Source organism: Salmonella sp. A1325 (assembly GCF_056991255.1).
This window is the reverse complement of record NZ_JAMLWO010000003.1, coordinates 268,097-291,407: the sequence shown is the minus strand read 5'-3', so window position 1 is coordinate 291,407 and position 23,311 is coordinate 268,097. Positions and strand designations below refer to the sequence as shown.

General features: G+C 53.9%; 23 protein-coding genes. 12 read left to right on the top strand and 11 right to left on the bottom strand.

The features are described from left to right. From NAZ64_RS08335 to fimA, 4 genes are all read right to left on the bottom strand, one after another. Positions 1 to 2,613 carry a fimbrial biogenesis usher protein gene (locus NAZ64_RS08335; protein ID WP_000754217.1) on the bottom strand — a complete coding sequence of 871 codons (2,613 nt, stop codon included), beginning with the start codon at positions 2,611 to 2,613 and terminating at the stop codon, positions 1 to 3. 30 nt (positions 2,614 to 2,643) lie between these two features. Further along, positions 2,644 to 3,336: a type 1 fimbria chaperone FimC gene (fimC, locus tag NAZ64_RS08330; RefSeq protein ID WP_001519112.1), complete on the bottom strand. Its 693-nt coding sequence runs from the start codon at positions 3,334 to 3,336 to the stop codon at positions 2,644 to 2,646. A gap of 43 nt (positions 3,337 to 3,379) precedes the next feature. Then, on the bottom strand, positions 3,380 to 3,913 hold the full coding sequence (fimI, locus tag NAZ64_RS08325; protein ID WP_000619614.1) for a type 1 fimbrial protein subunit FimI: 534 nt from the start codon (positions 3,911 to 3,913) through the stop codon (positions 3,380 to 3,382). 74 nt (positions 3,914 to 3,987) lie between these two features. After that, positions 3,988 to 4,545, bottom strand: coding sequence for a type 1 fimbrial protein subunit FimA (fimA, locus tag NAZ64_RS08320; protein WP_000681026.1), 558 nt, complete (start codon positions 4,543 to 4,545; stop codon positions 3,988 to 3,990). A gap of 546 nt (positions 4,546 to 5,091) precedes the next feature. On the opposite strand from fimA, the gene folD reads away from it, so the two are divergent. The 5 genes from folD (at position 5,092) to NAZ64_RS08295 (ending at position 8,096) form a co-directional block, all read left to right on the top strand. Beyond that, entirely contained in the window at positions 5,092 to 5,958 is an 867-nt protein-coding gene (folD, locus tag NAZ64_RS08315) for a bifunctional methylenetetrahydrofolate dehydrogenase/methenyltetrahydrofolate cyclohydrolase FolD (RefSeq protein ID WP_000729165.1), read from the top strand. A gap of 1 nt (position 5,959) precedes the next feature. Continuing rightward, complete coding sequence (ybcJ, locus tag NAZ64_RS08310; RefSeq protein ID WP_000190278.1) at positions 5,960 to 6,172, top strand: ribosome-associated protein YbcJ; 213 nt, start codon at positions 5,960 to 5,962, stop codon at positions 6,170 to 6,172. A gap of 127 nt (positions 6,173 to 6,299) precedes the next feature. Further along, positions 6,300 to 6,845, top strand: a complete 546-nt coding sequence (locus NAZ64_RS08305; protein WP_001143505.1) for a metal-dependent hydrolase — start codon at positions 6,300 to 6,302, stop codon at positions 6,843 to 6,845. Beyond that, complete coding sequence (locus NAZ64_RS08300; RefSeq protein WP_001038577.1) at positions 6,838 to 7,275, top strand: STM0539 family protein; 438 nt, start codon at positions 6,838 to 6,840, stop codon at positions 7,273 to 7,275. The genes NAZ64_RS08305 and NAZ64_RS08300 overlap by 8 nt, the downstream gene beginning before the upstream one ends. Beyond that, complete coding sequence (locus tag NAZ64_RS08295; protein ID WP_001529075.1) at positions 7,272 to 8,096, top strand: DUF2145 domain-containing protein; 825 nt, start codon at positions 7,272 to 7,274, stop codon at positions 8,094 to 8,096. The genes NAZ64_RS08300 and NAZ64_RS08295 overlap by 4 nt, the downstream gene beginning before the upstream one ends. A gap of 43 nt (positions 8,097 to 8,139) precedes the next feature. On the opposite strand, the gene cysS is transcribed toward NAZ64_RS08295, so the two are convergent. Continuing rightward, a complete protein-coding gene (gene cysS / locus NAZ64_RS08290; protein ID WP_000912377.1) occupies positions 8,140 to 9,525 on the bottom strand; it encodes a cysteine--tRNA ligase in 1,386 nt (461 codons plus the stop codon). Between the two features lie 172 nt (positions 9,526 to 9,697). On the opposite strand from cysS, the gene ppiB reads away from it, so the two are divergent. The 4 genes from ppiB to purK all read left to right on the top strand — a co-directional run bounded on the left by ppiB (position 9,698) and on the right by purK (position 12,608). Continuing rightward, the gene (gene ppiB / locus NAZ64_RS08285) at positions 9,698 to 10,192 is read left to right on the top strand and encodes a peptidylprolyl isomerase B (RefSeq protein ID WP_000255991.1); all 495 of its coding nucleotides are present in this window, start codon (positions 9,698 to 9,700) and stop codon (positions 10,190 to 10,192) included. Positions 10,193 to 10,194: 2 nt separating this feature from the next. Continuing rightward, positions 10,195 to 10,917 (top strand): UDP-2,3-diacylglucosamine diphosphatase, encoded by a 723-nt coding sequence (gene lpxH / locus NAZ64_RS08280; RefSeq protein ID WP_000212281.1) that lies wholly within the window; start codon positions 10,195 to 10,197, stop codon positions 10,915 to 10,917. A 117-nt stretch (positions 10,918 to 11,034) separates the two neighbouring features. Further along, positions 11,035 to 11,544: a 5-(carboxyamino)imidazole ribonucleotide mutase gene (gene purE / locus NAZ64_RS08275; protein ID WP_000098736.1), complete on the top strand. Its 510-nt coding sequence runs from the start codon at positions 11,035 to 11,037 to the stop codon at positions 11,542 to 11,544. Beyond that, positions 11,541 to 12,608, top strand: coding sequence for a 5-(carboxyamino)imidazole ribonucleotide synthase (purK, locus tag NAZ64_RS08270; protein ID WP_000815601.1), 1,068 nt, complete (start codon positions 11,541 to 11,543; stop codon positions 12,606 to 12,608). Before purE ends, purK begins: the two co-directional genes overlap by 4 nt. Before the next feature lie 40 nt (positions 12,609 to 12,648). Here the strand turns inward: purK and NAZ64_RS08265 are convergent, their stop codons facing one another. Genes NAZ64_RS08265 through NAZ64_RS08250 form a run of 4 tightly spaced genes read right to left on the bottom strand, consistent with a single transcriptional unit; the run spans position 12,649 to position 17,300 of the window. Further along, positions 12,649 to 13,542 carry a carbamate kinase gene (locus tag NAZ64_RS08265; RefSeq protein WP_000855342.1) on the bottom strand — a complete coding sequence of 298 codons (894 nt, stop codon included), beginning with the start codon at positions 13,540 to 13,542 and terminating at the stop codon, positions 12,649 to 12,651. 3 nt (positions 13,543 to 13,545) lie between these two features. Further along, on the bottom strand, positions 13,546 to 14,355 hold the full coding sequence (locus tag NAZ64_RS08260; protein WP_000821192.1) for an oxamate carbamoyltransferase subunit AllH family protein: 810 nt from the start codon (positions 14,353 to 14,355) through the stop codon (positions 13,546 to 13,548). A gap of 11 nt (positions 14,356 to 14,366) precedes the next feature. Continuing rightward, positions 14,367 to 15,626, bottom strand: coding sequence for a YlbE family protein (locus NAZ64_RS08255; RefSeq protein WP_000495330.1), 1,260 nt, complete (start codon positions 15,624 to 15,626; stop codon positions 14,367 to 14,369). 9 nt (positions 15,627 to 15,635) lie between these two features. Next, on the bottom strand, positions 15,636 to 17,300 hold the full coding sequence (locus NAZ64_RS08250; protein ID WP_024797966.1) for an acyl-CoA synthetase FdrA: 1,665 nt from the start codon (positions 17,298 to 17,300) through the stop codon (positions 15,636 to 15,638). Between the two features lie 315 nt (positions 17,301 to 17,615). Here NAZ64_RS08250 and allD point away from each other — a divergent pair, with 315 nt between their 5' ends. The 3 genes from allD to allE are packed head-to-tail and all read left to right on the top strand — an operon-like array spanning position 17,616 to position 20,718. Further along, positions 17,616 to 18,665 carry an ureidoglycolate dehydrogenase AllD gene (allD, locus tag NAZ64_RS08245; protein WP_000703936.1) on the top strand — a complete coding sequence of 350 codons (1,050 nt, stop codon included), beginning with the start codon at positions 17,616 to 17,618 and terminating at the stop codon, positions 18,663 to 18,665. Between the two features lie 21 nt (positions 18,666 to 18,686). Further along, the gene (gene allC / locus NAZ64_RS08240; protein WP_000589769.1) at positions 18,687 to 19,922 is read left to right on the top strand and encodes an allantoate deiminase; all 1,236 of its coding nucleotides are present in this window, start codon (positions 18,687 to 18,689) and stop codon (positions 19,920 to 19,922) included. A gap of 10 nt (positions 19,923 to 19,932) precedes the next feature. After that, positions 19,933 to 20,718: a (S)-ureidoglycine aminohydrolase gene (allE, locus tag NAZ64_RS08235; RefSeq protein WP_024797965.1), complete on the top strand. Its 786-nt coding sequence runs from the start codon at positions 19,933 to 19,935 to the stop codon at positions 20,716 to 20,718. Between the two features lie 79 nt (positions 20,719 to 20,797). Here allE and glxK read toward each other — a convergent pair whose 3' ends face one another. Next, a complete protein-coding gene (gene glxK, locus NAZ64_RS08230; protein WP_024797964.1) occupies positions 20,798 to 21,946 on the bottom strand; it encodes a glycerate 3-kinase in 1,149 nt (382 codons plus the stop codon). Between the two features lie 22 nt (positions 21,947 to 21,968). Then, complete coding sequence (locus NAZ64_RS08225) at positions 21,969 to 23,267, bottom strand: uracil/xanthine transporter (protein ID WP_000484505.1); 1,299 nt, start codon at positions 23,265 to 23,267, stop codon at positions 21,969 to 21,971. Positions 23,268 to 23,311: the final 44 nt, after the last annotated feature.

Below are 23,311 nucleotides of genomic sequence, written 5' to 3'. Positions count from 1 at the left end.
TTATGACGCCGGACGGATACAGGTCGCGCTGGCTATCGTAATCGCCTGCTTCAGACTATCCTCCGCCAGGGCGTAAGGGGCGATACAACGTGCGTTTTTCCCCTCTCCCCACTGGATGAACAATTCACCTTTTAGCGGCAAGCCGCTCAGATAAATTTGCCCGTCATCGCCGACCATACTGGTAATGCCGCTGGCGGTTTCTCGTACTATCGCGCCAAACGGTAACGGACGTCCGCCAAGCCTCGCGGTAATGATTGCCCTTACGCCTATCCGCGTATCAAAAGCAGCCCGCACCAGCGCGCCCTCTGTCGGCACTACGCTGCTAACGTTATTTTCGACATCGGTATGGTTGTCCATCGTGTTGGTATCTAACGCGACGCGGTTATAGCGATATACCGTGGCGTAGGGCATTACCGCATAGCCCCGCCAGTCCGTTTTCACGCCGGTCTGGTTTTCGATGCGCACGCCTTTCGCTCCCGGCGCTTTAATCAAGACATTGGTATCGCCCAACGGTTGGCTAAACGTAATACCATCCGCATGACCGACCACGCCGCCGGAAAGTTGCCAGTTATAGTCATGCTGATCGCGATCGTAGTTATATCCCACGCCCAGCGTGCCATACGTCGCCTGCCAGCTAGCGCTGGCGCTGCCGCTATAACCATTGGTACTGCTACGCCCCTGCGTCACGCTGTAGCTCAGATTACGTCCTTCCAGAAGCGTGCCGCCCACGCCGGTCTGCCAGCTATTGTCGCCGTCGCGGTTGCGGTTGGCGTTAAACGTGGCATAAGTACGATCAAGAATAGTGTCGCGCGCATAGCGCCGTCCGGTCAGAACGCTAAACGGAACGGACATATTGAATGCCAGAATGCGGTCGGCGCCTGAGATCCCCACCGACTCGCTCCACGACCATGACAGCGAATAACTTATGCCTTGCCATCCACTGGCGTATCCCAGTTGATACCAGGTATTGGTATCCGCCGTATTCCAGTAATTTTGTTGACTGCCGGAAAGATACAGTGACCCGTAATCCCCCAGGTTTTGCGAAATATTGACCTGAAAGCGGCCTTTTTTGCTGTAACGGAGATTGTGGTAGCTCTGCGCCACCGGCACTTTATGGCGGCGTCCGTCGCTATCGTATTCGTAGTCGTACCCTTCCATACTGCGATATGCCACATCATCCAGGGTGTAAAATCCGCGTGTGGAATAGCGGTAACCCAGCAATTGAAAATTCGTCCCGTAATTATTCAGCGATTTGGCGTACAGAAAACGCAACGATTGCCCCTGATGGGTGCTGTCATCTGCCAGTTGGCTACGCGCATGTGTGACATCGACCGACACGGCTCCCCAGTCGCCCAAATTTCGCCCCGCCCCGACCACCACGGCACGGTAACGATCGGCAAGTTGCGTACCGCCGTAAGCCGTCAGCCCCGCAGGCAGGCCGGCAATCACCGTTCCCTGGAAAAAGAATGGCGAAGACTGCTGACTATTGCCGCTGCGAAAATCCCCGGCCACCAGGTCATACTTCACCCTGCCCTCACGCTGCAATAGCGGAACGGTAGAGTAAGGCACCGTGTAACGTTGTTGGCTACCGTCTTTTTCATCTACCGTCACCTCAAGGTCGCCGCTGGAAGAGGTAGGATTAAGATCGGTAATCGCAAACGCGCCCGGCGACACATAGCTTTGGTAGATAACATACCCGTTCTGTCGTATCGTCAGCTTTGCCGCCGTCCGGGCGATCCCTCTGACCGTGGGGGCGTAGCCCTGCAGGCTATCGGGATACATATTGTCAGAAGAGTACAGCCGCGCTCCGCGAAAGCCGACGCTGTCGAAAACATCGTTCCCGGTATTGCTGTCCCCCATGACCAGTTCGCTTTTTAGCGCAATGATGGCGCGCTGTACCCAGGTGCCAATGTTGTTCCAGCGTTGCGAATGATAGCCGTCCCCTTTCGAATAGTTCCAGGCTCCGTTATTACGCAGCCGCCAGGGGCCATAGTTCAACCCGCTCAGCAGACTCAAAAAATAGCTATCGCTGTCTGTTCCGCGGCTACCGGTAAAACTGTAATTGATGAGTGCGGCAGGTATCCCTTCATCCCACTCTTCCGGCGGGATATAGCCACGCGCGCTGTTGAGCAATGACGCCTGCGGCAAGCTAATATTTAAGCGCATCAACGCAAAATCAAACGCGACCTCCGCGCCCGGGATTTTCTCAGGAAGGTGAATACACGTGGTATCGACGCCTTTATCTGAGACAGGGAACGCCGCGGTATTCACGCCCAGCCGTTTAATCCACTCCGGTGTAAAACAAGGCATCAGGCCGCCGGATTTATCGCCGGCGCCCACGGCGCCCGCCTCAAAACGAATATCCTGCGTCGCTACGAATTCGTCGTTACGCCAGATATCCACCCGGTAAATACCGGGCGGCTGATGATTACCTTTTTCAAAGCGAGATAAATCCGCCACGGACGCGGTATCCGCCGACAAAAACGCAGGGTTGAAATAACTTTCGCCGCGGCTCGTCAGCGGACACAGCGCCGCCAACACCGACAGCGCCACGCCGCTTAACGGTGATACATAGCCGGGAAATCGCCCTGCAAACCAGGTTGTCTTCTTCATCGTGTTCTCGTGTGGCTTCACGCTCTCTGCTTAACCGAGACTGGCCGTTGTCGCCGACGTCAATGCGCCGTAATCATTGACGGTCTGAAATGTCACGCTGCCCTGCGCGCCAGTCGGTAAGGGAATTTGCATGTCGCTTTTTGGCGCGATCATCACGTTATCAATCTTTTTCGCGCCCACGCTGATATTGACCAGCGTGAGGTAATAAGCAGATGGGTTGGTTATCTTGAGATGGTTGCCGACACGGGAAAATTTCAGCAAGGTCGGCGCGTCTTCCGGCGTCTGCGGCAAATTCGCCGGACGCACGAACAGTTTGATGCGCGACAGAATCGCCAGTTGCAGAACGTTTTTTCCTTCAATATGACTTTTATCGACCGACGGGATGGCTTTCACGTTCATCCAGAATAACGACTCCCGATCCCCGGGTAGCGGTTGCCCGGCGTAGATAATACGCAGCGTGTTTTCGCTTTTGGGTTCGCTGACGAATAAAGGCGGCGTAACGATAAACGTTTTTTCTTTCTGCCCGGCGCTATTTTCGATCCATGAATTGACGAGGTAACGTTCTTGAGTATCGCTATTACTGATTGCCAGAGAAGTCTGTTTCGCCGCCGAGGGATAAATAACACGCGTGGCGCCTAATGCAATCCCCCCCGCCGCCTGTACGTTCAGCGAAGTAAATAACGTGAGAAGAACAATAAAGCCTAATTTTATACTATTCAGCATGGTAAAAAATACCTTTTGCATTGAGTCACGTCGGCAAGAAAATTCATGGGTAAACCAGCGTAAACCACACTTCTGAATGAATTCGTCCCGGCGTCATATTTTCTGAAATTGCCCGATAGCGGGCAGTAAAATGCAAAGTCATTTCTGACGTTAAAATGGGCGTGTAATGAAGCGGTAACGTGTTAGGTATGATTTGCCGCTGCTGGTCATCAAATAATGCCAGGCCGATTCCGGCATTACCGATACCCTCGCCGCTGGCCAGAAAAACATGGGGATCTTCCGCAGGCGTAACGCCGGCAAACGCAATGCCGACATGACGCCAGACCTCCGCGCTACAGGAGATTAACCGTAACGAAAATGGAACGCTGACGGGAGCGAAGCTGCCAGGACCGGTAAACGCATTCGTGCGGTACTGTCCCATCAGTACGCGCAAATCCTGGCTTTCTGTGGCGACAGCGCAGCCGCCATTGACCAGTTGTCCGCGCAGGTGAATACGCCCGCTCTCCACCATTACCGGCTGCGCAATAACGGGCGACATCAAAACAAGCCCCACTAGCGCCGCGCCTTTCCTTATCATCTGCTATGTTCTCTTTTATCCCCGATAGCCTCTTCCGTTGAGGCGCCTCCCTTCCCTGGCGTTCCCAGACGGGATTATTCGTATTTCATGATAAAGGTGGCGTCGGCATTAGCCTGGCCTGGCGTCGTGGCGGTGGCGGTTGCCTTATAGCGTGCGGTAAAACGCAGCGTATTGGTGCCTTCAACCAGCGCCTGCTTCGCCGAGAAGGTCGCGCCGTCCGGTTTCAACGGTGAGGAGGTGTTATCAAGAATCTCAATCCCGACGCCGGTTGCGGTGGTGCTATTGTCCGCAGAGGAGACAGCCAGCAAATTAGGGTTGGTGTTATCTGCCTGACCAGAGAAAGCCACGGCAGCGGTAGCCGCCACTTTCGGATCGCAGTCATTCAGGACGATGGAGAAAGGCACCTGCGCGGTCGTATCATCAATCGCCGTAAAGCTGGCGGTACGGTATTGACCCAGCGTCACCGTTTGATCGGCGGATTTAGTGCTAACGGCACAGGCTGCATTAACCAGTTTACCTTCGAAATGAATAGTACCGCCACTCACGCTCACCGGAGTAGGATCAGCCGCAACCGCTGCGCCAGCGACAAACATCAGACTCGCAATAGTAGAGGTCATTAATTTATGTTTCATGGATTTCCCTTGAATTACACACACCCGGTTTCGGCATCCTGTCGGCTCCGTTTGAATTATTATCGACATAGCATGTCAGAAAAGTTATCTCTGCATCCTGTAAAGATAGATATCGCAGATTAATTAGTTTTCTGTTTCTCCCCTGAGTATCAGACGCAGTAATTAATCTTTGCGAATATGACATTTCGTCACGGTAATAAATTAAACATTTCGCTAAATAAAAAATAGCCGCAAACTCTTTTAATGACCTAAGCTAATTCTTATTGGGATATAAGAAGGGTCTAATCTTATTTTGTATAAAATGTCGCATTATGCCGCCCGATGCTATTAACGGCGAGGGATTACGGTAACCATAACCAGGGTGATGAATTGTTTCTTTTTGGTTAATCATGGCTCGCTTACGGGTCACGTCTCAGTATCGTCAACAGACGGGGGAGACGTCGCGTTTGCATCGGAAACACAAACGTTAACTGACAGCGAGGCCCGCTTCTGACAAAATAGCGTCATCCCCTTTGACTTGAAGTAACAGATGGAATCTTCTCTCTGATGGCAGCAAAGATTATTGACGGTAAAACGATTGCGCAGCAGGTGCGATCTGAGGTTGCTCAAAAAGTTCAGGCACGCGTCGCAGCAGGACTTCGCGCTCCCGGCCTGGCTGTGGTGTTGGTCGGCAGCAATCCGGCCTCACAGATTTATGTCGCAAGCAAACGTAAAGCGTGCGACGAAGTGGGGTTCGTCTCCCGCTCCTATGACCTGCCAGAAACCACCAGCGAAGCCGAACTGCTGGCGCTTATCGATACTCTGAATGCAGATAACACGATTGACGGTATTCTGGTGCAGTTGCCTTTACCGGCAGGCATCGACAACGTTAAAGTGCTGGAGCGTATCGCGCCAGATAAAGACGTAGACGGTTTTCATCCTTATAATGTCGGTCGTCTGTGCCAGCGTGCGCCGCGCCTGCGTCCCTGTACGCCCCGCGGTATTGTGACCCTGCTTGAGCGTTACAATATTGATACCTACGGCCTGAATGCGGTGGTCATTGGCGCGTCCAATATCGTTGGACGCCCGATGAGCATGGAGCTGCTGCTGGCTGGCTGTACGACTACCGTTACGCACCGCTTTACCAAAGATCTGCGTCACCATGTCGAGCATGCTGATTTGCTCATTGTCGCCGTAGGTAAACCGGGCTTTATTCCCGGCGAATGGATTAAAGAAGGCGCAATTGTGATTGATGTCGGTATTAACCGTCTGGAAAATGGCAAGGTCGTTGGCGACGTCGTGTTTGACGAAGCCGCGGCGCGCGCGTCATACATCACGCCAGTACCGGGCGGCGTCGGCCCGATGACGGTCGCTACGCTTATCGAAAACACGCTGCAGGCGTGCATTGAATATCACGATCCACAAGGAAAATAACATGGCGACATTCTCTTTAGGCAAGCACCCGCACGTCGAGCTGTGCGATCTGCTCAAGCTGGAAGGCTGGAGCGAAAGCGGCGCACAGGCGAAAATCGCCATTGCCGACGGGTTGGTGAAGGTTGATGGCGCGGTTGAAACGCGTAAACGCTGCAAAATTGTCGCCGGGCAAACCGTTAGCTTTGAAGGCCAAAGTGTGAACGTCGTGGCCTGATACAGAGTGCCGGATAGCGACGCAAAGCGTCTTATCCGGCCTGATTACGCTGTCTTTTCAGATAATCATCCACTTAATCCTCTGCGTTCCAACTGCTAGCATGGCTATTTCCCTGTGAACCATCGCTATGCCTACCGTTATCACCCACGCCGCCGTTCCCCTGTGTTTTGGCGCAGGCTTAGGCCTGAAAGTTATCCCTCCTCGCCTGCTGTTTGCCGGTGTTGTGCTGGCGATGCTCCCCGATGCCGACGTGCTGGCCTTTAAATTTGGCATCGCCTACGGCAACGTTTTCGGCCATCGCGGATTTACCCACTCTTTACTTTTCGCATTCGTCCTCCCCCTGTTGTGCGTACTCGCGGGACGACGATGGTTTCGAGCGGGGCAGGTGCGCTGCTGGCTGTTTTTAACCGTTTCATTGTTGTCGCACAGCCTGCTGGATTCGATAACCACGGGTGGTAAAGGCGTCGGCTGGCTGTGGCCGTGGTCAGATGAACGTTTCTTTGCCCCATGGCAGGTGATTAAAGTCGCGCCGTTCGCGCTTTCAAGCTACATCACGCCGTATGGACATCAGGTCATTCTCTCAGAATTGCTGTGGGTGTGGTTGCCGGGAAGTATTTTAGTGTTATTTCTATGGGTACTTAAAACGCATATTAAAAGGAATCAATATGAATAAAATGACATTCGCCGCCGCGGTCGTCTGTTTCTCATTTTCCCACGCCAGCTATAGCGAAGAAATGTCTGCCACTGGCTGGTATGCGGCATCGTCTGCGGTTGTCAGCGTGGGCAGTTCCGCACTGGTTAGCGGAATTATACTCTCCCCCGTACTGCTGCCGCTCAACCTGATCATTGGATCTGTTGTCGAAAATAAAAAGCAAAAAACCGCGCTGATAACCACTAAGTCTCCCGATAACAAAGACATTAAAATGCAAGTTCCGCTAAATGTCGTCAAAGAAGGCAACCTCAAAGCAGGTGATAAAGTCACTCTGGAAAAAACGCAGGAAGGCACCGGCGCTTATTTGAAAAAAGAGGGCAAAGTCCTTGCCCATATGGTAAATCAGGACGACGCAGGACTTTCCAGCAACCAGACGGTACCGGCCAAATGAAGCGATTCGCGTTTGCCCTCTGGCTCAGCGCAATCTCGCTCAACGCTTATGCAGACAGTGCTAACTGTCACCAAAAAGCAAACACGCCGGAGAGCATCGCAGCGACAATGGATCAGGCGCTACAGCTCAAACAACAGCTTAACAGTCAACCCGATCCGGTCGTCATTCTGGTTCGCCAGGGGCAAGATATGTCGAGCCGACATTTAACCTGGTCACATGCTGGCTATGCCATGCGCGAGCCAAACGGAGACTGGCGGGTTTACCATAATCTGAATACTTGCGGAACCGCTGAATCAGCGCTCTATATACAAGGTCTGTATGAGTTTCTGGCTGATGACCTGGTGAATCAGAGCATTGCCGTTTTGCGCCCGCGTTCAGATATCGCGACGGCATTACAAACGCTCTTACATAGCGCTATCAAACTCAATCTCTTCCACAGTCCCCGCTATAACCTGATTGCGTGGCCTTTTTCCGGCCCTTATCAGAATTCGAATGGCTGGCTTCTCGAAGTGTTTGCGCGAGCAAACGATGCGCAGGTTTGGTCACGTAATGATGCCCGCCGCTGGTTGCAGCTTCAGGGTTATCAACCCTCTATCGTTAGTGCTGGCACTTTTGAACGATTAGGCGCAAAACTGTTCACCCCTAACGTTTTCACCGACGATCAGCCAGCAGAATTGCTGCGAAAAGGAAATGTGGGGCTAAACAGCGGCGACAGCGTCATCCGCTTTATTGCCCATTACAGCCGGGCAATGCCCGGGTGTGAACATCAGAATCTGGGGGAGTCGGTGTGTGTTTATCTTTCGCCCGGCGCGAAAAAATAAAAAACAGGCCGTTCTATGCAAATAGAGCGGCCTGTAAAAGCGCTTACTTACGTCGCCAGGTGGTGCCCTGCGGGCCATCTTCCAGAATAATACCCATTTCAGTGAGACGATCGCGCGCCGCGTCCGCCGCCGCCCAGTCTTTCGCTTTACGGGCATCCAGACGCTGTTGAATCAAGGCTTCAATTTCCGCAACTTCACCGTCATCCGCCTGCGCGCCGCTTTGCAGGAAAACATCCGGCTCCTGTTCCAGCAGTCCCAGCACGCCGGAAATCTTCCGCAGATGAGACGCCATCGCATTCGCGGCGGTCATATCTTCGCCCTTCAGACGGTTGACTTCACGCGCCATATCAAACAGGACGGAGTAGGCTTCCGGCGTATTGAAATCGTCATTCATCGCCTCGACGAAACGCGCTTCAAACGCCTCGCCGCCCGCCGGGGCCGCTGATTTATCCGTTCCACGCAATGCAGTGTATAGCCGCTCCAGCGAGGCGCGCGCCTGCTTGAGGTTCTCTTCGCTGTAGTTCAGTTGGCTACGGTAATGCCCGGACATCAGGAAGTAGCGCACGGTTTCCGCATCGTAGTATTTCAGCACGTCGCGCACGGTAAAGAAGTTGCCCAGCGATTTGGACATCTTCTCGCGATCCACCATCACCATACCGGAGTGCATCCAGTAGTTGACGTATTCGCCGTCATGCGCGCAGGTAGACTGGGCAATCTCGTTTTCATGGTGCGGGAACATCAGATCAGAACCGCCGCCGTGAATATCAAAATGGTTGCCCAACTGCTTGCAGTTCATCGCCGAACATTCAATGTGCCAGCCCGGACGCCCTTCGCCCCACGGCGACGGCCAGCTCGGCTCGCCCTCTTTCGACATTTTCCACAGCACGAAGTCCATCGGGTTACGCTTCACGTCAACGACATCTACGCGCGCGCCCGCCTGAAGCTGCTCAAGATCCTGACGGGAAAGCTGCCCATAAGTCGGATCGGTCGGTACATCGAACATCACATCGCCGTTATCCGCCACATAGGCGTGCCCTTTCTCGATTAAGGTGCGGGTGAGCTCGATAATTTCCTGAATATGGTGCGTCGCACGCGGCTCGCTGTCCGGACGCAGAATATTCAGCGCGTCGAAGTCCTGATGCATTTCCGCAATCATTCTGTCGACCAGCGCGACAAAACTTTCGCCGTTTTCATTGGCGCGTTTAATAATTTTATCGTCGATATCGGTAATGTTACGCACATACTTCAGCTTATAACCGAGAAAACGCAAATAGCGCGCGACAACGTCAAAAGCGACAAACGTGCGTCCGTGGCCAATGTGGCAGAGATCGTAAACGGTGATACCACACACGTACATGCCGACTTCCCCGGCATGAATGGGTTTGAATTCCTCTTTTTGGCGCGTCAGTGTATTAAAAATTTTTAACATCGAAGATTCCGTATAGACGTGTGTGGGTAATAATCTCCGTATGATACATATTATTCGTAATCGAAGCAGCACACTTTGCAAGGTGATCGCAGCTTACGGTTATGCTATAACAAGCCCCTATATGTGCCCCATTGCGGGCTAAAGCACCACTCTCTTGGAACAGGATGCAAAAATGGTTACTTTCCACACTAATCACGGCGATATCGTAATCAAGACCTTTGATGATAAAGCGCCTGAAACAGTTAAAAACTTCCTGGACTATTGCCGCGAAGGTTTTTACAACAACACCATTTTCCACCGTGTGATTAACGGTTTTATGATTCAGGGCGGCGGCTTTGAGCCGGGCATGAAACAGAAAGCCACCAAAGAGGCGATCAAAAACGAAGCCAACAATGGTCTGAAAAATACCCGTGGTACGCTGGCAATGGCGCGTACTCAGGCACCACACTCGGCTACCGCGCAATTCTTCATCAACGTGGCAGACAACGACTTCCTGAACTTCTCCGGCGAAAGTCTGCAAGGCTGGGGCTACTGCGTCTTTGCGGAAGTCGTAGAAGGTATGGACGTGGTAGATAAAATCAAAGGCGTCGCCACTGGCCGTAGCGGTATGCATCAGGACGTACCAAAAGAAGACGTCATCATTGAAAACGTGACCGTCAGCGAGTAATCGTGGCGACACTGTTTATTGCAGACTTGCATCTGCAAACGGAAGAACCGGCGATCGTCGCCGGTTTTCTGCGTTTTTTAGCCGTAGAAGCCCGTCAGGCCGACGCGCTGTATATTCTTGGCGATCTCTTCGAGGCCTGGATTGGCGACGACGACCCCAACCCGCTACATCGTGAAATGGCCGTTGCCATTAAATCGCTGGTTGATTCCGGCGTCCCCTGCTTCTTTATTCATGGTAATCGCGACTTCCTGATTGGCAAACGCTTTGCCCGCGAAAGCGGCATGATTCTACTGCCGCAGGAAAAGGTGCTCGACCTGTATGGCCGCAACGTGTTGATTATGCACGGCGATACGCTTTGTACCGATGATGCCGGTTATCAGGCGTTTCGCGCCAAAGTCCATAATCCGTGGATTCAACGACTGTTCCTTACCCTGCCGCTGTTTATCCGCCGCCGTATCGCCGCCAGAATGCGCGCCGGCAGTAAAGCCGCCAACAGCAGCAAATCGCTGGATATTATGGACGTCAATGCGCAGACCGTCGTCGCCGAAATGGAAAAACACCGCGTACAGTGGCTGATTCACGGTCACACCCACCGCCCGGCAGTGCATGAACTTTCCGCCAACGACCAGCCCGCATTCCGCGTGGTGTTAGGCGCATGGCATCATGAAGGTTCAATGGTAAAAGTCACGCCGGACAACGTTGAGTTAATCGCCTTCCCCCTGTAAATGTTCGTCGAATCGTCCGTTACGGCGTACACGCAACCGTTTTCCTTGCCTGATTATCATGCTATTCTCTGACACCTCAAAAGCAGCGTGTCCCGCACCACAGGAGTTTTAAGACGCATGTCTTCCCGCAATAATCCGGCGCGTGTCGCCATCGTGATGGGGTCCAAAAGCGACTGGGCTACCATGCAATTCGCCGCCGAAATTTTTGAAATTCTGGATGTCCCGCACCATGTAGAAGTGGTTTCCGCCCATCGCACCCCCGATAAGCTGTTCAGCTTCGCCGAAACGGCGGAAGAGAACGGATATCAAGTGATTATTGCCGGCGCGGGCGGCGCGGCACACCTGCCGGGAATGATTGCGGCAAAAACGCTAGTCCCGGTACTCGGCGTGCCGGTACAAAGCGCTGCGCTAAGCGGCGTGGATAGCCTCTACTCCATTGTGCAGATGCCGCGCGGCATTCCGGTGGGTACGCTGGCGATCGGTAAAGCCGGTGCCGCTAACGCCGCCCTGCTCGCCGCGCAGATTCTGGCGCAACACGACGCGGAACTGCATCAGCGCATCGCCGACTGGCGCAAAGCGCAAACCGATGAAGTTCTGGAAAATCCCGATCCGCGGGGGACGCTATGAAGCAAGTTTGCGTTCTCGGCAACGGGCAACTGGGCCGAATGCTGCGCCAGGCGGGCGAACCGCTGGGTATCGCCGTCTGGCCGGTTGGTCTGGATGCAGAGCCTACCGCCGTGCCGGTACAGCAGAGCGTCATTACCGCAGAGATTGAGCGCTGGCCGGAAACCGCGCTTACCCGCGAGCTGGCGCGCCACCCGGCCTTCGTCAATCGTGATGTATTTCCGATCATCGCCGACCGTCTGACACAAAAACAACTTTTCGATAAACTGGGACTCGCGACCGCGCCGTGGCAGCTGCTGACCAGCGCCGACGAGTGGTCCGGCATCTTTGACCGTCTGGGCGAACTGGCGATTATTAAGCGTCGCGTTGGCGGCTACGACGGTCGCGGGCAGTGGCGTCTACGCGCGGACGAAACCGGGCAACTGCCGGATGACTGCTATGGCGAATGTATTGTTGAGCGCGGCATCCATTTTTCCGGCGAAGTGTCGTTAGTCGGTGCGCGCGCTCATGACGGCAGTACCGTGTTTTACCCGCTGACGCACAATTTGCATCAGGACGGCATCTTGCGGACCAGCGTCGCGTTCCCACAGGCGAACGCCGAACAGCAGGAGCAGGCGGAATCGATGCTGTCAGCAATTATGCAGGCGCTGAACTACGTCGGCGTAATGGCGATGGAATGTTTTATCACGCCGGAAGGCCTGTTAATCAATGAACTGGCGCCGCGCGTGCATAACAGCGGACACTGGACGCAAAATGGCGCCAGCATCAGTCAGTTTGAATTGCATTTGCGCGCGATTACCGGCCTGCCGTTGCCCGCGCCAGTGATTAACGCCCCGTCGGTGATGATCAACCTGATCGGCAGCGAGCTGAATTACGACTGGCTGAAGCTGCCGCTGGTACATCTGCACTGGTATGATAAAGCGGTACGTCCAGGGCGAAAAGTCGGCCATCTGAATCTGACCGACAGCGATACGTCACGTCTTAGCGCCACCCTGGAAGCGCTCTCTCCGCTCCTGCCAGGCGAATACGCCAGCGGCATTATCTGGGCGCAAAGTAAGCTTAAATAAACAGCGTGGGCGGCGCATTCTCTGTCGCCGCCCGTCGCGATCACAGACAGATGCAGGTTCCCGCCCTGCCCGCCAGGGTATCGTCAATACGCGACAGCGCGCCAATCCATGCCGGCTTTCCGCACCGCTTCACATACCCGCTTACCGCGGTCACCTTCGGTCCCATCGCGCCATCGGCTTTGGCAAACGGCGCCAGCTCATCGGGCGAAGCCTGGCGAATAGCGCGCTGCTGCGGCGTTCCCCAATGTTCATACACCGCATCCGCATCCGTCAAAATGATCAAACCATCAGCCGCTATCTGCTCCGCCAGCAATGCCGCCGCCAGGTCTTTATCTATCACCGCCTCGACCCCTTCGCCCTCACCGGCAACAGGAACTCCGCCACCGCCGCTGCAAATCACCACATGGCCCTCTTTTAGCAATAACTCAATAGCGGCGCTTTCGATAATCTGACGCGGCGCCGGGGAAGCGACGACACGGCGCAGATATTTTCCATCACGTTTCATATGCCAGCCATAAGTCGCTTCCAGCGACATTTGCTCTTCTGGCGAATAAACGGGACCGATAAACTTTTCCGGTTCAAGAAAAGCAGGATCGTCCGCCGATACCTTTATTCGCGTTAATACCGCAGTCACCGGCGGCATATCGGGTTCAAGCGCCAGACGCTGCGCCAGCATATAGCCGATCATTCCCTGACTTTCCGCTACCAGCACATCCAGCGGATAAGGCTCAACGGCTTTCCAGGCAAGGTTCTGTAAAGCCAACAGGCCGACCTGGGGGCCGTTGCCATGTACTATCGCCAGCCGATACGAGCGGGCAAGTCGCGCCAGCGCAGGCACCGCGTCGGCAATATTGCGATATTGATTCTCTGCCGTTAGCGCTTCTCCGCGCTGCAATAATGCGTTGCCGCCAAGAGCAACTACCAACGTTTTCATTCCCTATCCTTTTACTATTTGTTGTCCAAGCCAGAACCCCAGCAGCGTATCCGCGCCCGAGGTGTGCCCCAGCGCCAGCAGTCCGTCAATCGCCGTTTCTGTGCGAACATCTCGTCGCAGCGCATGAATAAAGTGGAGTAAAGGCGACGCGAAATAACCCATAGCCGCATAGCGTAAATAGCTAACGCTCACGAGCGTCGTCGCCCGATCAAGGCTGCCGGATTGGGCAAAAAAATTACGCCCGGCGCGTTCATCTATGGCGCCAAAATACCAGGCCGCCAGCAACATTCCCGTCAGCGTGTCGTCATGACTGGGCGTTAAGCCCGGCCCTTTACCCAGCCATAGCCGCCAGTCAGTCGCAGCACCTGCAAGCGCCGACTGAAAGCAGTGACAAAACTGGCGAAGTTCCGGACATAGAGGCTGGGCTGCGGCGACGGTTAACGGCCCAAACAGCCCCGTCTCCTCACTACGCTGCATGTACGTCGCGTTAAGACGCGGCGACGCAAGATAGCGCGGAACCCGCAGCGAACAGCGCCTCTCCGGCTCGCATAAAAGAAACTCGCCAATCTGAATACCGGCAGCGGTTGACTGCGGTTTTTCGCCATCGGTGAGCACATCGCGCAATGCGTCAAAATCGCCGCCGCGCAGTATCCACCCTCCCGGACTGAAGCCGCTCCCCCGACGGTGAAGCGTTAATAACTCACCGCTTTTCGCCACAAAATTAATAGAGCGACGCCATACCCCTGACATCTGCCAGGGTTGCCGATAATCCGCCGATTGTCGGCTTGCCATAAGAGGATGGATACGTTTCATGAGGCGCTCTCTTAACTTACGCCCATGCTTTCCGCCAGCGCTTCCAGCGCCTGCTCGAAACAGGCCAGCGGCGCACGGACGGTTCCCGCGCCAATCTGTCCAATCCCCGCCTCTTTATGCGCGATACCCGTGTTAATCAGCGGCGTAATTCCGGTCTCGACCACGCGGCGGATATCCAGTCCCAGACAGGCCCCCTGAAAATCCCAGCCGGGGATTTGTAGCTGCATGTTGCGTTCGAGATAAATTTCAGCCATCTCTTCAGAAACAGATTTCGCCGCTTCCATTCCCCCGGCACCGACAAAACGCGTTACGCCAGGCGCGGCAATCATCGCTGCGCCGCCAATACCAAACGTTTCAGTAATGGCGCTGTCGCCCATGTCCGGGTTGGCCTGATCCTGCGAAAAACCGGTAAAAAATAGCCCCTGCGGCGTATTAACAGGCGCGGTGAACCAACGGTCGCCCAGACCGCTAACCCGAATGCCAAACATATCGCCATTACGGGTCATCGCCGTCACAATACTGCCGGCGCGAATCTGCGCGCCCGCGTCCATGGCGGCTTTACAGTAGGCCATCGCCAGATTAAGGAAGAATTGATCGGTGACGCTCAGAAAATCCATCACTTCCGCTATCTGCTGCTTATCGTGTTCCAGACGGGCGATATGCGGCGCCAACGTGCGCATCAGCAATGCGGAAGAAGCGATATTGCGCTGGTGGAATTCATCTCCCATCGTAATGCCCTGCGCCATCATTGCGGTCAGGTCGAGGCCCCGCTCCAGACGTCCCAGCGCCGCGCTTAATACCGGCATCAGCACATCGCGCATCCAGCGCAAACGTTGCTGAACATCCTCGCCATAGGCGCCGAAACGCATCACCTTGCCGATCCCTTCGTTGAGATTGCAGTACGCGCGATTGCCGTCGGTGATATTTTCCACGACCAGCATCGGCATACTGGCTGAGGTAATACCGCCCATCGGCCCCACAGCGTTAACGTGATGGCAGGGAATAAAGTTGACCTTTCCCTGCTCTAACAGCGCGAGCGCGCTCATTTCATCTTTGGCCCATCCTTCAAACAGGCATGCGCCGATACAGGCGCCTTTCATCGGGCCGGTCATCTCTTGCCAGCGCATCGGCGGCCCGGCATGAAGAAGCGTTTTCCCCTGATTGAGCACGCTAATTAATGAAGAAGCTGGCTTCACATCCAGCCAGTGCGGACGTGCGCGACGAATTTGTTCGATGACTGCAGCGTTGGCTTGCGCCACTGATGTAAACATGGGAACCCCTTATTGCAAACGTTCTAACAGACGAGCCAGTTTTTTATTACCGCCAGCGACAGGCGCCCACTGGTAGTGCACCACGGGCATACCGGCAGCCTGTAAATCCAGCGCGAAGCTACGTAACCCGGCATTAATCACCGCTACCGCTTCCAGTAACCGGGGAGCTGATGGATGAGTGGAAGAGAGAGTGGGTCGAATCAGTTCCGCGGCCAACAGAGTGGCTTCGGGAAGAGAATCCACTACCGTGATGCCGGCATCTTCGAGCGCGGCGATTTGTTGCGAGCGGCACTGAGGATCGCGTTCCGTTCCGGTGACGGTTGCGATGGCGAACAGCGGCTGGTCGCTGGCGCGTGCGGCACATGCCTTCTGCCAGGCCTGAATCAGCGATGCGGCGGGATCGGCGGTCGCGCCAAAACCAATAACGACGTCCACTAATAACACGCGTACCTGCGGCTGTGCGCCAAGTCCGGCGATAAGCTGATTACGTAACGCCGGGTCGATCATCGGATGTGGTCGCCCAACGGTATAAAAGTCATCGCCCAGATCGATAATCTGGTGGCCGTCAGCGTCAAGCATCATGCCATGGTGATGTTCCGTATCCGCCGCGACGCCCAGGTAGCCGGCCAGCAGCCCCGCCGCTTCCGCCGCCAGCGTTCCGCCGGTATAGAGACCACGAATCACGCCGCCTGTTGAAACCATGTCTTTACGTTGCGACGTCACGCGAGACAATAAACATGCCAGCCGGGCGGCTTCATCCAGCGTCGAGGCAAACCAGACGTTTTCCTCACGCGCAACGGGGGAGGAAAACCCTAAGAACAGCGCTACAACGGGTTTGCCGGTGGCTTTCATCGCCGCGATAATATGCTGACGAACCGCATCGGCAGGCGGTTTGGAGACAAAGGCCAGCACCTGGCTCTTTTCATCCGCGCTGAGTATGTCCAGTGCCGTTAGCGCGCTGATCCCGCCGACCTCGGCGCTCAAATCGCGTCCGCCAAGCCCGATGGCATGGGTAATCCCTTCCCCCGCCAGCGCAATCTGTGAACAGAGCTCCTGAATACCGGTGCCGGAAGCGCCAATCACCCCGATGTTGCCCTCTGGCATGACGTTAGCGAAAGCCAGCGGCGTATTGGCGATCATAGCGGTGCCGCAATCCGGCCCCATGACCAGCAGTCCTTTATCACGCGCCCGGCGTTTTAGTCTGATTTCATCGTCCAGCGTGACATTATCGGAGAAGATCATCACGTTCAACGAACGATCCAGCGCCTGCTCTGCCAGTTCCGCCGCATATTCGCCGGCCACCGATACCAGCGCCAGATTCGCCTCTGGCAGTTTCTGACAGGCGCTTTCCCAGCGTCTGACCTGGATTAACGACTGGCTGCCGCTGCTTCCCTGCGCCAACTGCTGCAATGCTTCTTCGAGCTGTTGCACAATCACCTGCGTAATGCCGTCATCTACCGCTTCGGTACGAATCGCCACGCAAATGTCATTGGGCGTAGCGCCATGAAAATCGTCATGCCAGAAACCGGTAGTTTCCAGCAGCGACTTATTCGCAGGCGTTCCCATCATTACCGATACATCATCAACATTTTCGGACTCACTCAGCTTTCGAGAAATAATCATTAAGCTGACAGAGTCCTGAAAACACCCTTTTTTAATAAAGGCGTGGATCATAACAACTCCTTAATAATTGCACCCATTGCAATTGCACGAGCAGTGTTAATGTGCGCTTCACGGTATATATCCGGGAGGGTAAATAGAGTGATTAACGTCACATCAAATTTATTAACAAAAGAATTCAAACAACGGCTAAAGGATTAGTTATGATTTTCTAAAGAAGCGTTTTATTTAAGCAAAAAGATAAAACCCGCCTGATTATCAAATAAATTCTAATTATATTTTTTTGCCTGTCTGGATCACATAATCATTTTATTTTCCCGGTATGTTAATCGCAGTCATGCTTCACACCGTCGTTAAAAAGGAAGACAGATGAAAATCAGTCGGGAAACACTCCATCAGCTTATCGAAAATAAGCTTTATAAAGCCGGACTAAAACGTGAGCACGCCGCCATCGTCGCCGACGTACTGGTTTATGCAGATGCCAGAGGTATTCACTCACATGGCGCCGTACGCGTTGAATATTATGCCGAACGAATTTCAAAAGGCGGCACCAACCGGGAGCCGACGTTCCGCATTGAGAATACCGGTCCCTGTACGGCGATACTGCATGCCGATAATGCTGCCGGACAGGTCGCAGCCAAAATGGGAATGGAGCATGCTATTGAAATAGCCAAAAAAAATGGCGTCGCGGTTGTCGGCATTAGCAGAATGGGCCATAGCGGCGCCATCTCTTATTTCGTCCGCCAGGCTGCTCGCGAAGGCCTGATTGGTCTGTCTATCTGTCAGTCCGATCCTATGGTCGTGCCGTTTGGCGGGGCGGATATTTACTATGGCACTAATCCGCTGGCCTTTGCCGCGCCGGGCGAAGGCGATGACATCATTACCTTTGATATGGCCACCACCGTGCAGGCCTGGGGAAAAGTCCTCGATGCACGGTCCCGCAATGAGTCCATTCCGGAGAGTTGGGCCGTCGATAAAAATGGCGCGCCGACACATGATCCTTTTGCCGTCAATGCGTTATTACCCGCCGCAGGCCCGAAAGGTTACGGCCTGATGATGATGATCGATATTCTGTCCGGTATTCTGCTGGGGCTGCCGTTTGGCCGCCAGGTCAGTTCGATGTATGAAGATTTACACGCCGGACGCAATTTAGGACAACTTCATCTGGTCATTAATCCGGCGTTCTTCTCTTCCTGTGAATTATTCCGCAAACATATTAGTCAGACCATGCAGGAACTCAATTCCGTGAAGCCCGCCCCCGGTTTTAAACAGGTTTATTATCCTGGACAGGATCAGGATATTAAACAGAAAAATGCCGATATGAATGGTATCGATATTGTTGATGATATTTATCAATATCTGATTTCCGATGCCCTCTATCTCAAGTCATACGAAACAAAAAATCCCTTTGCCCAATAATTATTGAAACAGGAATTTTCTATGATAAAGCATTTTCGCCACGCGATAGAAGAAACATTGCCCTGGCTCTCTTCCATTGGAGCCGATCCTACGGGTGGAATGACGCGTTTACTTTATTCGCCTGAGTGGCTGGAAACACAGCAGCAGTTTAAAAAGCGAATGGCAGAAAGCGGTCTGGAAACACGCTTTGATGACGTCGGAAATTTATATGGCCGCCTTTGCGGCACACAGTTTCCGGAACAGGTGATTTTAAGCGGTTCGCATATTGATACGGTCGTCAACGGCGGCAATCTGGACGGGCAATTCGGCGCGCTTGCCGCCTGGCTGGCGCTCGACTGGCTAAAAGCGACCTACGGCGCGCCGCTGCGCACCGTCGAGGTAGTATCAATGGCTGAGGAAGAAGGCAGCCGTTTCCCTTACGTTTTTTGGGGCAGCAAGAACATTTTTGGCCTGGCGAATCCTGAAGAGGTACGCCATATCCAGGACGCCAAAGGCACAGGCTTTGTCGACGCTATGCAGGCGTGCGGATTTACCCTTCCCGCCGCGCCGCTCGCTGCACGAACCGATATCCGCGCCTTTGTTGAATTGCATATTGAGCAAGGCTGCGTTCTGGAGAGCAACGGACAGTCGATTGGCGTCGTCAACGCCATCGTCGGGCAACGTCGCTACACGGTGACGCTCAACGGTGAGTCCAACCATGCAGGCACAACGCCAATGGGCTATCGTCGCGATACGGTGCATGCCTTCAGTCGTATTTGCAGTCAGTCCATTGAAAAAGCCAAACAGCATGGCGATCCCCTGGTATTAACGTTCGGCAAAGTTGAGCCGCAGCCGAATACGGTCAATGTTGTCCCTGGAAAAACCACATTTACAATCGATTGCCGGCATACGGACGCCGCGGTACTTCGCGAATTTACCGAACAGTTGGAAAACGATATGCGCGCCATCTGCGATGAAATGGATATCAGCATCGATATCGATTTGTGGATGGACGAAGCGCCGGTGCCGATGAACGCCGAACTGGTCGCGGCCCTCACCAGGCTGTGTGAAACCGAACAACTGAACTATCGCATAATGCATAGCGGCGCAGGTCATGACGCGCAAATTTTCGCGCCGCGCGTCCCTACCTGTATGATTTTCGTCCCCAGCATTAATGGTATCAGCCATAACCCGGCGGAACGTACCAACATTAATGACCTTGCTGAAGGGGTCAAAACTCTGGCATTAATGCTGCATCAACTTGCCTGGCAAAAATAAGGAGCCATCAATGGGATATCTGAATAACGTCACGGGTTACCGCGATGATTTACTGGCGAACCGCGCCATTGTGAAACACGGTAACTATGCGCTCTTAACGCCGGACGGTCTGGTGAAAAATATTATTCCCGGCTTTGAAAACTGTGACGTCACCATCCTTTCGACGCCGAAGCTGGGTGCTTCTTTCGTCGATTATCTGGTTACCTTACATCAGAATGGCGGCAACCAGCAGGGCTTTGGCGGCGAGGGGATTGAAACTTTTCTCTATGTCATTACGGGAAATATTGAAGCTAAAGCAGAAGGAAAAACATTCTCTTTAACTCAGGGCGGATACCTCTATTGTCCACCGGGCGAGATGATGACCTTTAGCAACGCTCAAACGGAAGACAGCCAGCTATTTTTATATAAACGCCGCTATACTCCTGTCGAGGGGCATGCCCCGTGGTTGGTTTCCGGCAATGCCAGCCAGCTGGAGCGTATTCATTATGAAGGCATGGAAGATGTTATTCTGCTGGATTTCCTGCCTAAAGAGCTGGGCTTCGATATGAATATGCATATTCTGTCGTTCGAACCGGGCGCCAGCCACGGCTATATTGAAACCCACGTCCAGGAACATGGCGCTTATATCCTTTCCGGCCGGGGGGTTTATAACCTCGACAACAACTGGGTGCCGGTGAAAAAAGGCGACTACATCTTCATGGGCGCTTATTCCCTGCAGGCCGGATACGGTGTAGGTCGTGGCGAAGCATTCAGCTACATCTACTCCAAAGACTGTAACCGCGACGTTATGATTTAACGGCGGACAGCCCTCCTGATTATTTTTAATTTAGCTATGTTGGATTTTGCCACGGTGAGAACCGTGGCTTTTTTTATGCTTAACGAGTCCCGATATCCTGGCCAAGTTTGATGACGCGGGCAATATTACAGGCGCTGTGGTAGAGATTTTGTTCACCGTTCGCCAGAACTTCCGGCAAAGGCGCCAGCCGCGGCAAAATACTGAATACCGCATCAATACCGTGGCGATGAACCACTTCCACGCCGTCTCCCAGTACGCCGGCAATGCCGATAACCGGGACGTGATGCCGTTTCGCCACTGACGCGACGCCTATCGGCGCTTTTCCTCCCGCCGTTTGCGAATCGATTCGCCCTTCTCCGGTAATCACCAGCGAAGCCTCTTTTACCGCCTCCTCCAGCTTCACCGCCTGCATAACAATCTCAATACCGGGCTTCATTTCCGCTTCCAGGAAGACGATAGCGGCAATCCCCATTCCTCCGGCCGCTCCACCGCCCGGTATTTGAGACATGTCGCGTCCGGTCAGGGCATGTAAGACACGGGCATAATTACGCAATCCATTTTCCAGCGTCTCGACCATTTCAGGCGTCGCCCCTTTCTGCGGACCGAATACCGCCGCCGCGCCGCGTGGCCCCACCAACGGGTTATCAACATCACAGGCGACCTCAATACGACACTCTGAAATTCGCGGATCGCACCCCTGCAGGTCAATGCTCGCCAGGCGCGATAAATTGCCCCCTCCGGCGCCAAGCGGCGTTCCCTGCGCGTCCAGAAAACGCACACCGAGCGCCTGCGCTACTCCCATTCCGCCATCCACCGTGGCGCTGCCGCCGATACCCAGAATAATATGGCGAATCCCCGCGTCCAGGGCATGACGAATCAATTCGCCGGTGCCGAAACTGGATGCCAGCAGCGGATTACGCGCCTCTGGCGCCACCAGCATCAATCCGCTCGCCGCCGCCATTTCAATAATCGCCGTTTTGCCGTCGCCGGTCAGGCCATAAAATCCGTTTACTTTTTCCCCCATCGGCCCGCTAACGTCCACATAAACCCGTTTCCCGCCGGTCGCTGCCACCATCGCGTCCACGGTTCCTTCTCCACCATCGGCGATCGGTAAACAGACATAGCGCGCATCAGGAAATACGGTTGAAAATCCCGCTTTAATAGCCTGACAGCATTTATCAGCGCTTAAGCTCTCTTTAAATGAATCTGGCGCAATTACAATCTTCATCATGTCTCCTTGTTTTCTCATGTTATTTAATGCGTTCCCACGGAATAAGATTTTCCATAAGCACTGCCAGTAAGATTCCCACCAGTAATCCGTTGCTAAGCAAAGGACGAATCATCAGTGGAAGATCCTGTAAATAGACCGGAGGAAGCCCCATCAAAAAAATGCCGACAAAAAGCGGTAATGCCAGGCGATAAATATTCCGCGCGGTAAACGTAATTTGCTGGCTAAAAACCAAACCGGAATAAAGTAAAGGTAAATAAGAGACCAGCATAACGGCGCTGCTGATCGCCAGTGGAATAGCGCAAAATAAGCGGGTTAACGGCGTTATAATGGCAACCAGCAGACACAGCGCGCTACCGCAGATAAAGGATTTGCGAGAACTGTCGCCGGTTTGCGTTAATAAACCAATGGAAGATACAAAAGGCGAAAAAGGCACGACCGCGAAAGGCACCGTCACTAACGTCATCAGTCCGGAAATCATAAAGCTTCGGCGATAACGAGAACTGCCCGACCCTTGATGCAGATAAAAGATATCGGTACCGCGGATGGCGCCGTAAGTGTTGCTGATGTTGACTAACCCCGTCATCACCGCCGTCACAATAATACCCGGCATCAGCGTGCCGTGGCTGCCCAGCGGAAACCATCGCCAGCTTAATTCACCCGGCGGTAAGTGTGATGAAGGAAAGCATAACCGCCATAGCCCCCACCCGACCACGGTCCCTACCAGTAACGCGTAACGGGAGATACGCTGCTGCAGGAAAATAATCATCGCGAGGATAAAACACATCACCGCGACCGCCAGCCCAAAGGGGGCCAATTTGATTCTGGCGCTGGTATCGGCAATGCCAAAAGGCAGCCCCAGCATGCCTTTAAAAAATATTGAGGTCAGCTGCGCGCCCAAAAGCAGCATGAAAAAAACCATTACCGCTGGCGTAAACAGGCGAGCCAGACGGTGTCCTAAGCCGCTAATGCCGATAAATATCGTCACCATCGCGGAGATCGCAATCCCGACCGACAGGCTGGAGGCGATATCGTTCAGCGGCGTGCCGCGAGACGCCTCGCCAAGCGTAATCGTAAGAATAGCGCCCCACCACAGCCCTGTCGGCCCTTCCATAATGGCGCGGCGATGGCCGCAAAATGCCTGAACCAGGCAGGCCAACGCGGTGGTCAAAAAAGCGTATTGTGTGAGCATTAACAGGTTATCAGCGGGAAGATGAAAAGCGGACAGCAAGGTAGGGGGAACCACAACCGTGTTACAGAAAATAAAGAAAAACCACTGAAAGCCGGACAATACACTTTCGCGGTTAATAACAGGGAACATATCCACACCTTAAAATAGAGAATGCCCGTCGTGACGACGGGCAT

Bases quoted from the DNA above. Each gene is read 5' to 3' on its own strand.
- folD (WP_000729165.1), top strand. From the start codon at position 5,092: ATGGCAGCAAAGATTATTGACGGTAAAACGATTGCGCAGCAGGTGCGA.
- NAZ64_RS08305 (WP_001143505.1), top strand. From the start codon at position 6,300: ATGCCTACCGTTATCACCCACGCCGCCGTTCCCCTGTGTTTTGGCGCA.
- fimA (WP_000681026.1), bottom strand. From the start codon at position 4,545: ATGAAACATAAATTAATGACCTCTACTATTGCGAGTCTGATGTTTGTC.
- NAZ64_RS08295 (WP_001529075.1), top strand. From the start codon at position 7,272: ATGAAGCGATTCGCGTTTGCCCTCTGGCTCAGCGCAATCTCGCTCAAC.
- fimI (WP_000619614.1), bottom strand. From the start codon at position 3,913: ATGATAAGGAAAGGCGCGGCGCTAGTGGGGCTTGTTTTGATGTCGCCC.
- NAZ64_RS08255 (WP_000495330.1), bottom strand. From the start codon at position 15,626: ATGTTTACATCAGTGGCGCAAGCCAACGCTGCAGTCATCGAACAAATT.
- NAZ64_RS08335 (WP_000754217.1), bottom strand. From the start codon at position 2,613: ATGAAGAAGACAACCTGGTTTGCAGGGCGATTTCCCGGCTATGTATCA.
- NAZ64_RS08250 (WP_024797966.1), bottom strand. From the start codon at position 17,300: ATGATCCACGCCTTTATTAAAAAAGGGTGTTTTCAGGACTCTGTCAGC.
- NAZ64_RS08300 (WP_001038577.1), top strand. From the start codon at position 6,838: ATGAATAAAATGACATTCGCCGCCGCGGTCGTCTGTTTCTCATTTTCC.
- NAZ64_RS08260 (WP_000821192.1), bottom strand. From the start codon at position 14,355: ATGAAACGTATCCATCCTCTTATGGCAAGCCGACAATCGGCGGATTAT.
- fimC (WP_001519112.1), bottom strand. From the start codon at position 3,336: ATGCTGAATAGTATAAAATTAGGCTTTATTGTTCTTCTCACGTTATTT.
- ybcJ (WP_000190278.1), top strand. From the start codon at position 5,960: ATGGCGACATTCTCTTTAGGCAAGCACCCGCACGTCGAGCTGTGCGAT.
- glxK (WP_024797964.1), bottom strand. From the start codon at position 21,946: ATGAAGATTGTAATTGCGCCAGATTCATTTAAAGAGAGCTTAAGCGCT.
- allD (WP_000703936.1), top strand. From the start codon at position 17,616: ATGAAAATCAGTCGGGAAACACTCCATCAGCTTATCGAAAATAAGCTT.
- NAZ64_RS08225 (WP_000484505.1), bottom strand. From the start codon at position 23,267: ATGTTCCCTGTTATTAACCGCGAAAGTGTATTGTCCGGCTTTCAGTGG.
- purE (WP_000098736.1), top strand. From the start codon at position 11,035: ATGTCTTCCCGCAATAATCCGGCGCGTGTCGCCATCGTGATGGGGTCC.
- cysS (WP_000912377.1), bottom strand. From the start codon at position 9,525: ATGTTAAAAATTTTTAATACACTGACGCGCCAAAAAGAGGAATTCAAA.
- allC (WP_000589769.1), top strand. From the start codon at position 18,687: ATGATAAAGCATTTTCGCCACGCGATAGAAGAAACATTGCCCTGGCTC.
- ppiB (WP_000255991.1), top strand. From the start codon at position 9,698: ATGGTTACTTTCCACACTAATCACGGCGATATCGTAATCAAGACCTTT.
- purK (WP_000815601.1), top strand. From the start codon at position 11,541: ATGAAGCAAGTTTGCGTTCTCGGCAACGGGCAACTGGGCCGAATGCTG.
- allE (WP_024797965.1), top strand. From the start codon at position 19,933: ATGGGATATCTGAATAACGTCACGGGTTACCGCGATGATTTACTGGCG.
- NAZ64_RS08265 (WP_000855342.1), bottom strand. From the start codon at position 13,542: ATGAAAACGTTGGTAGTTGCTCTTGGCGGCAACGCATTATTGCAGCGC.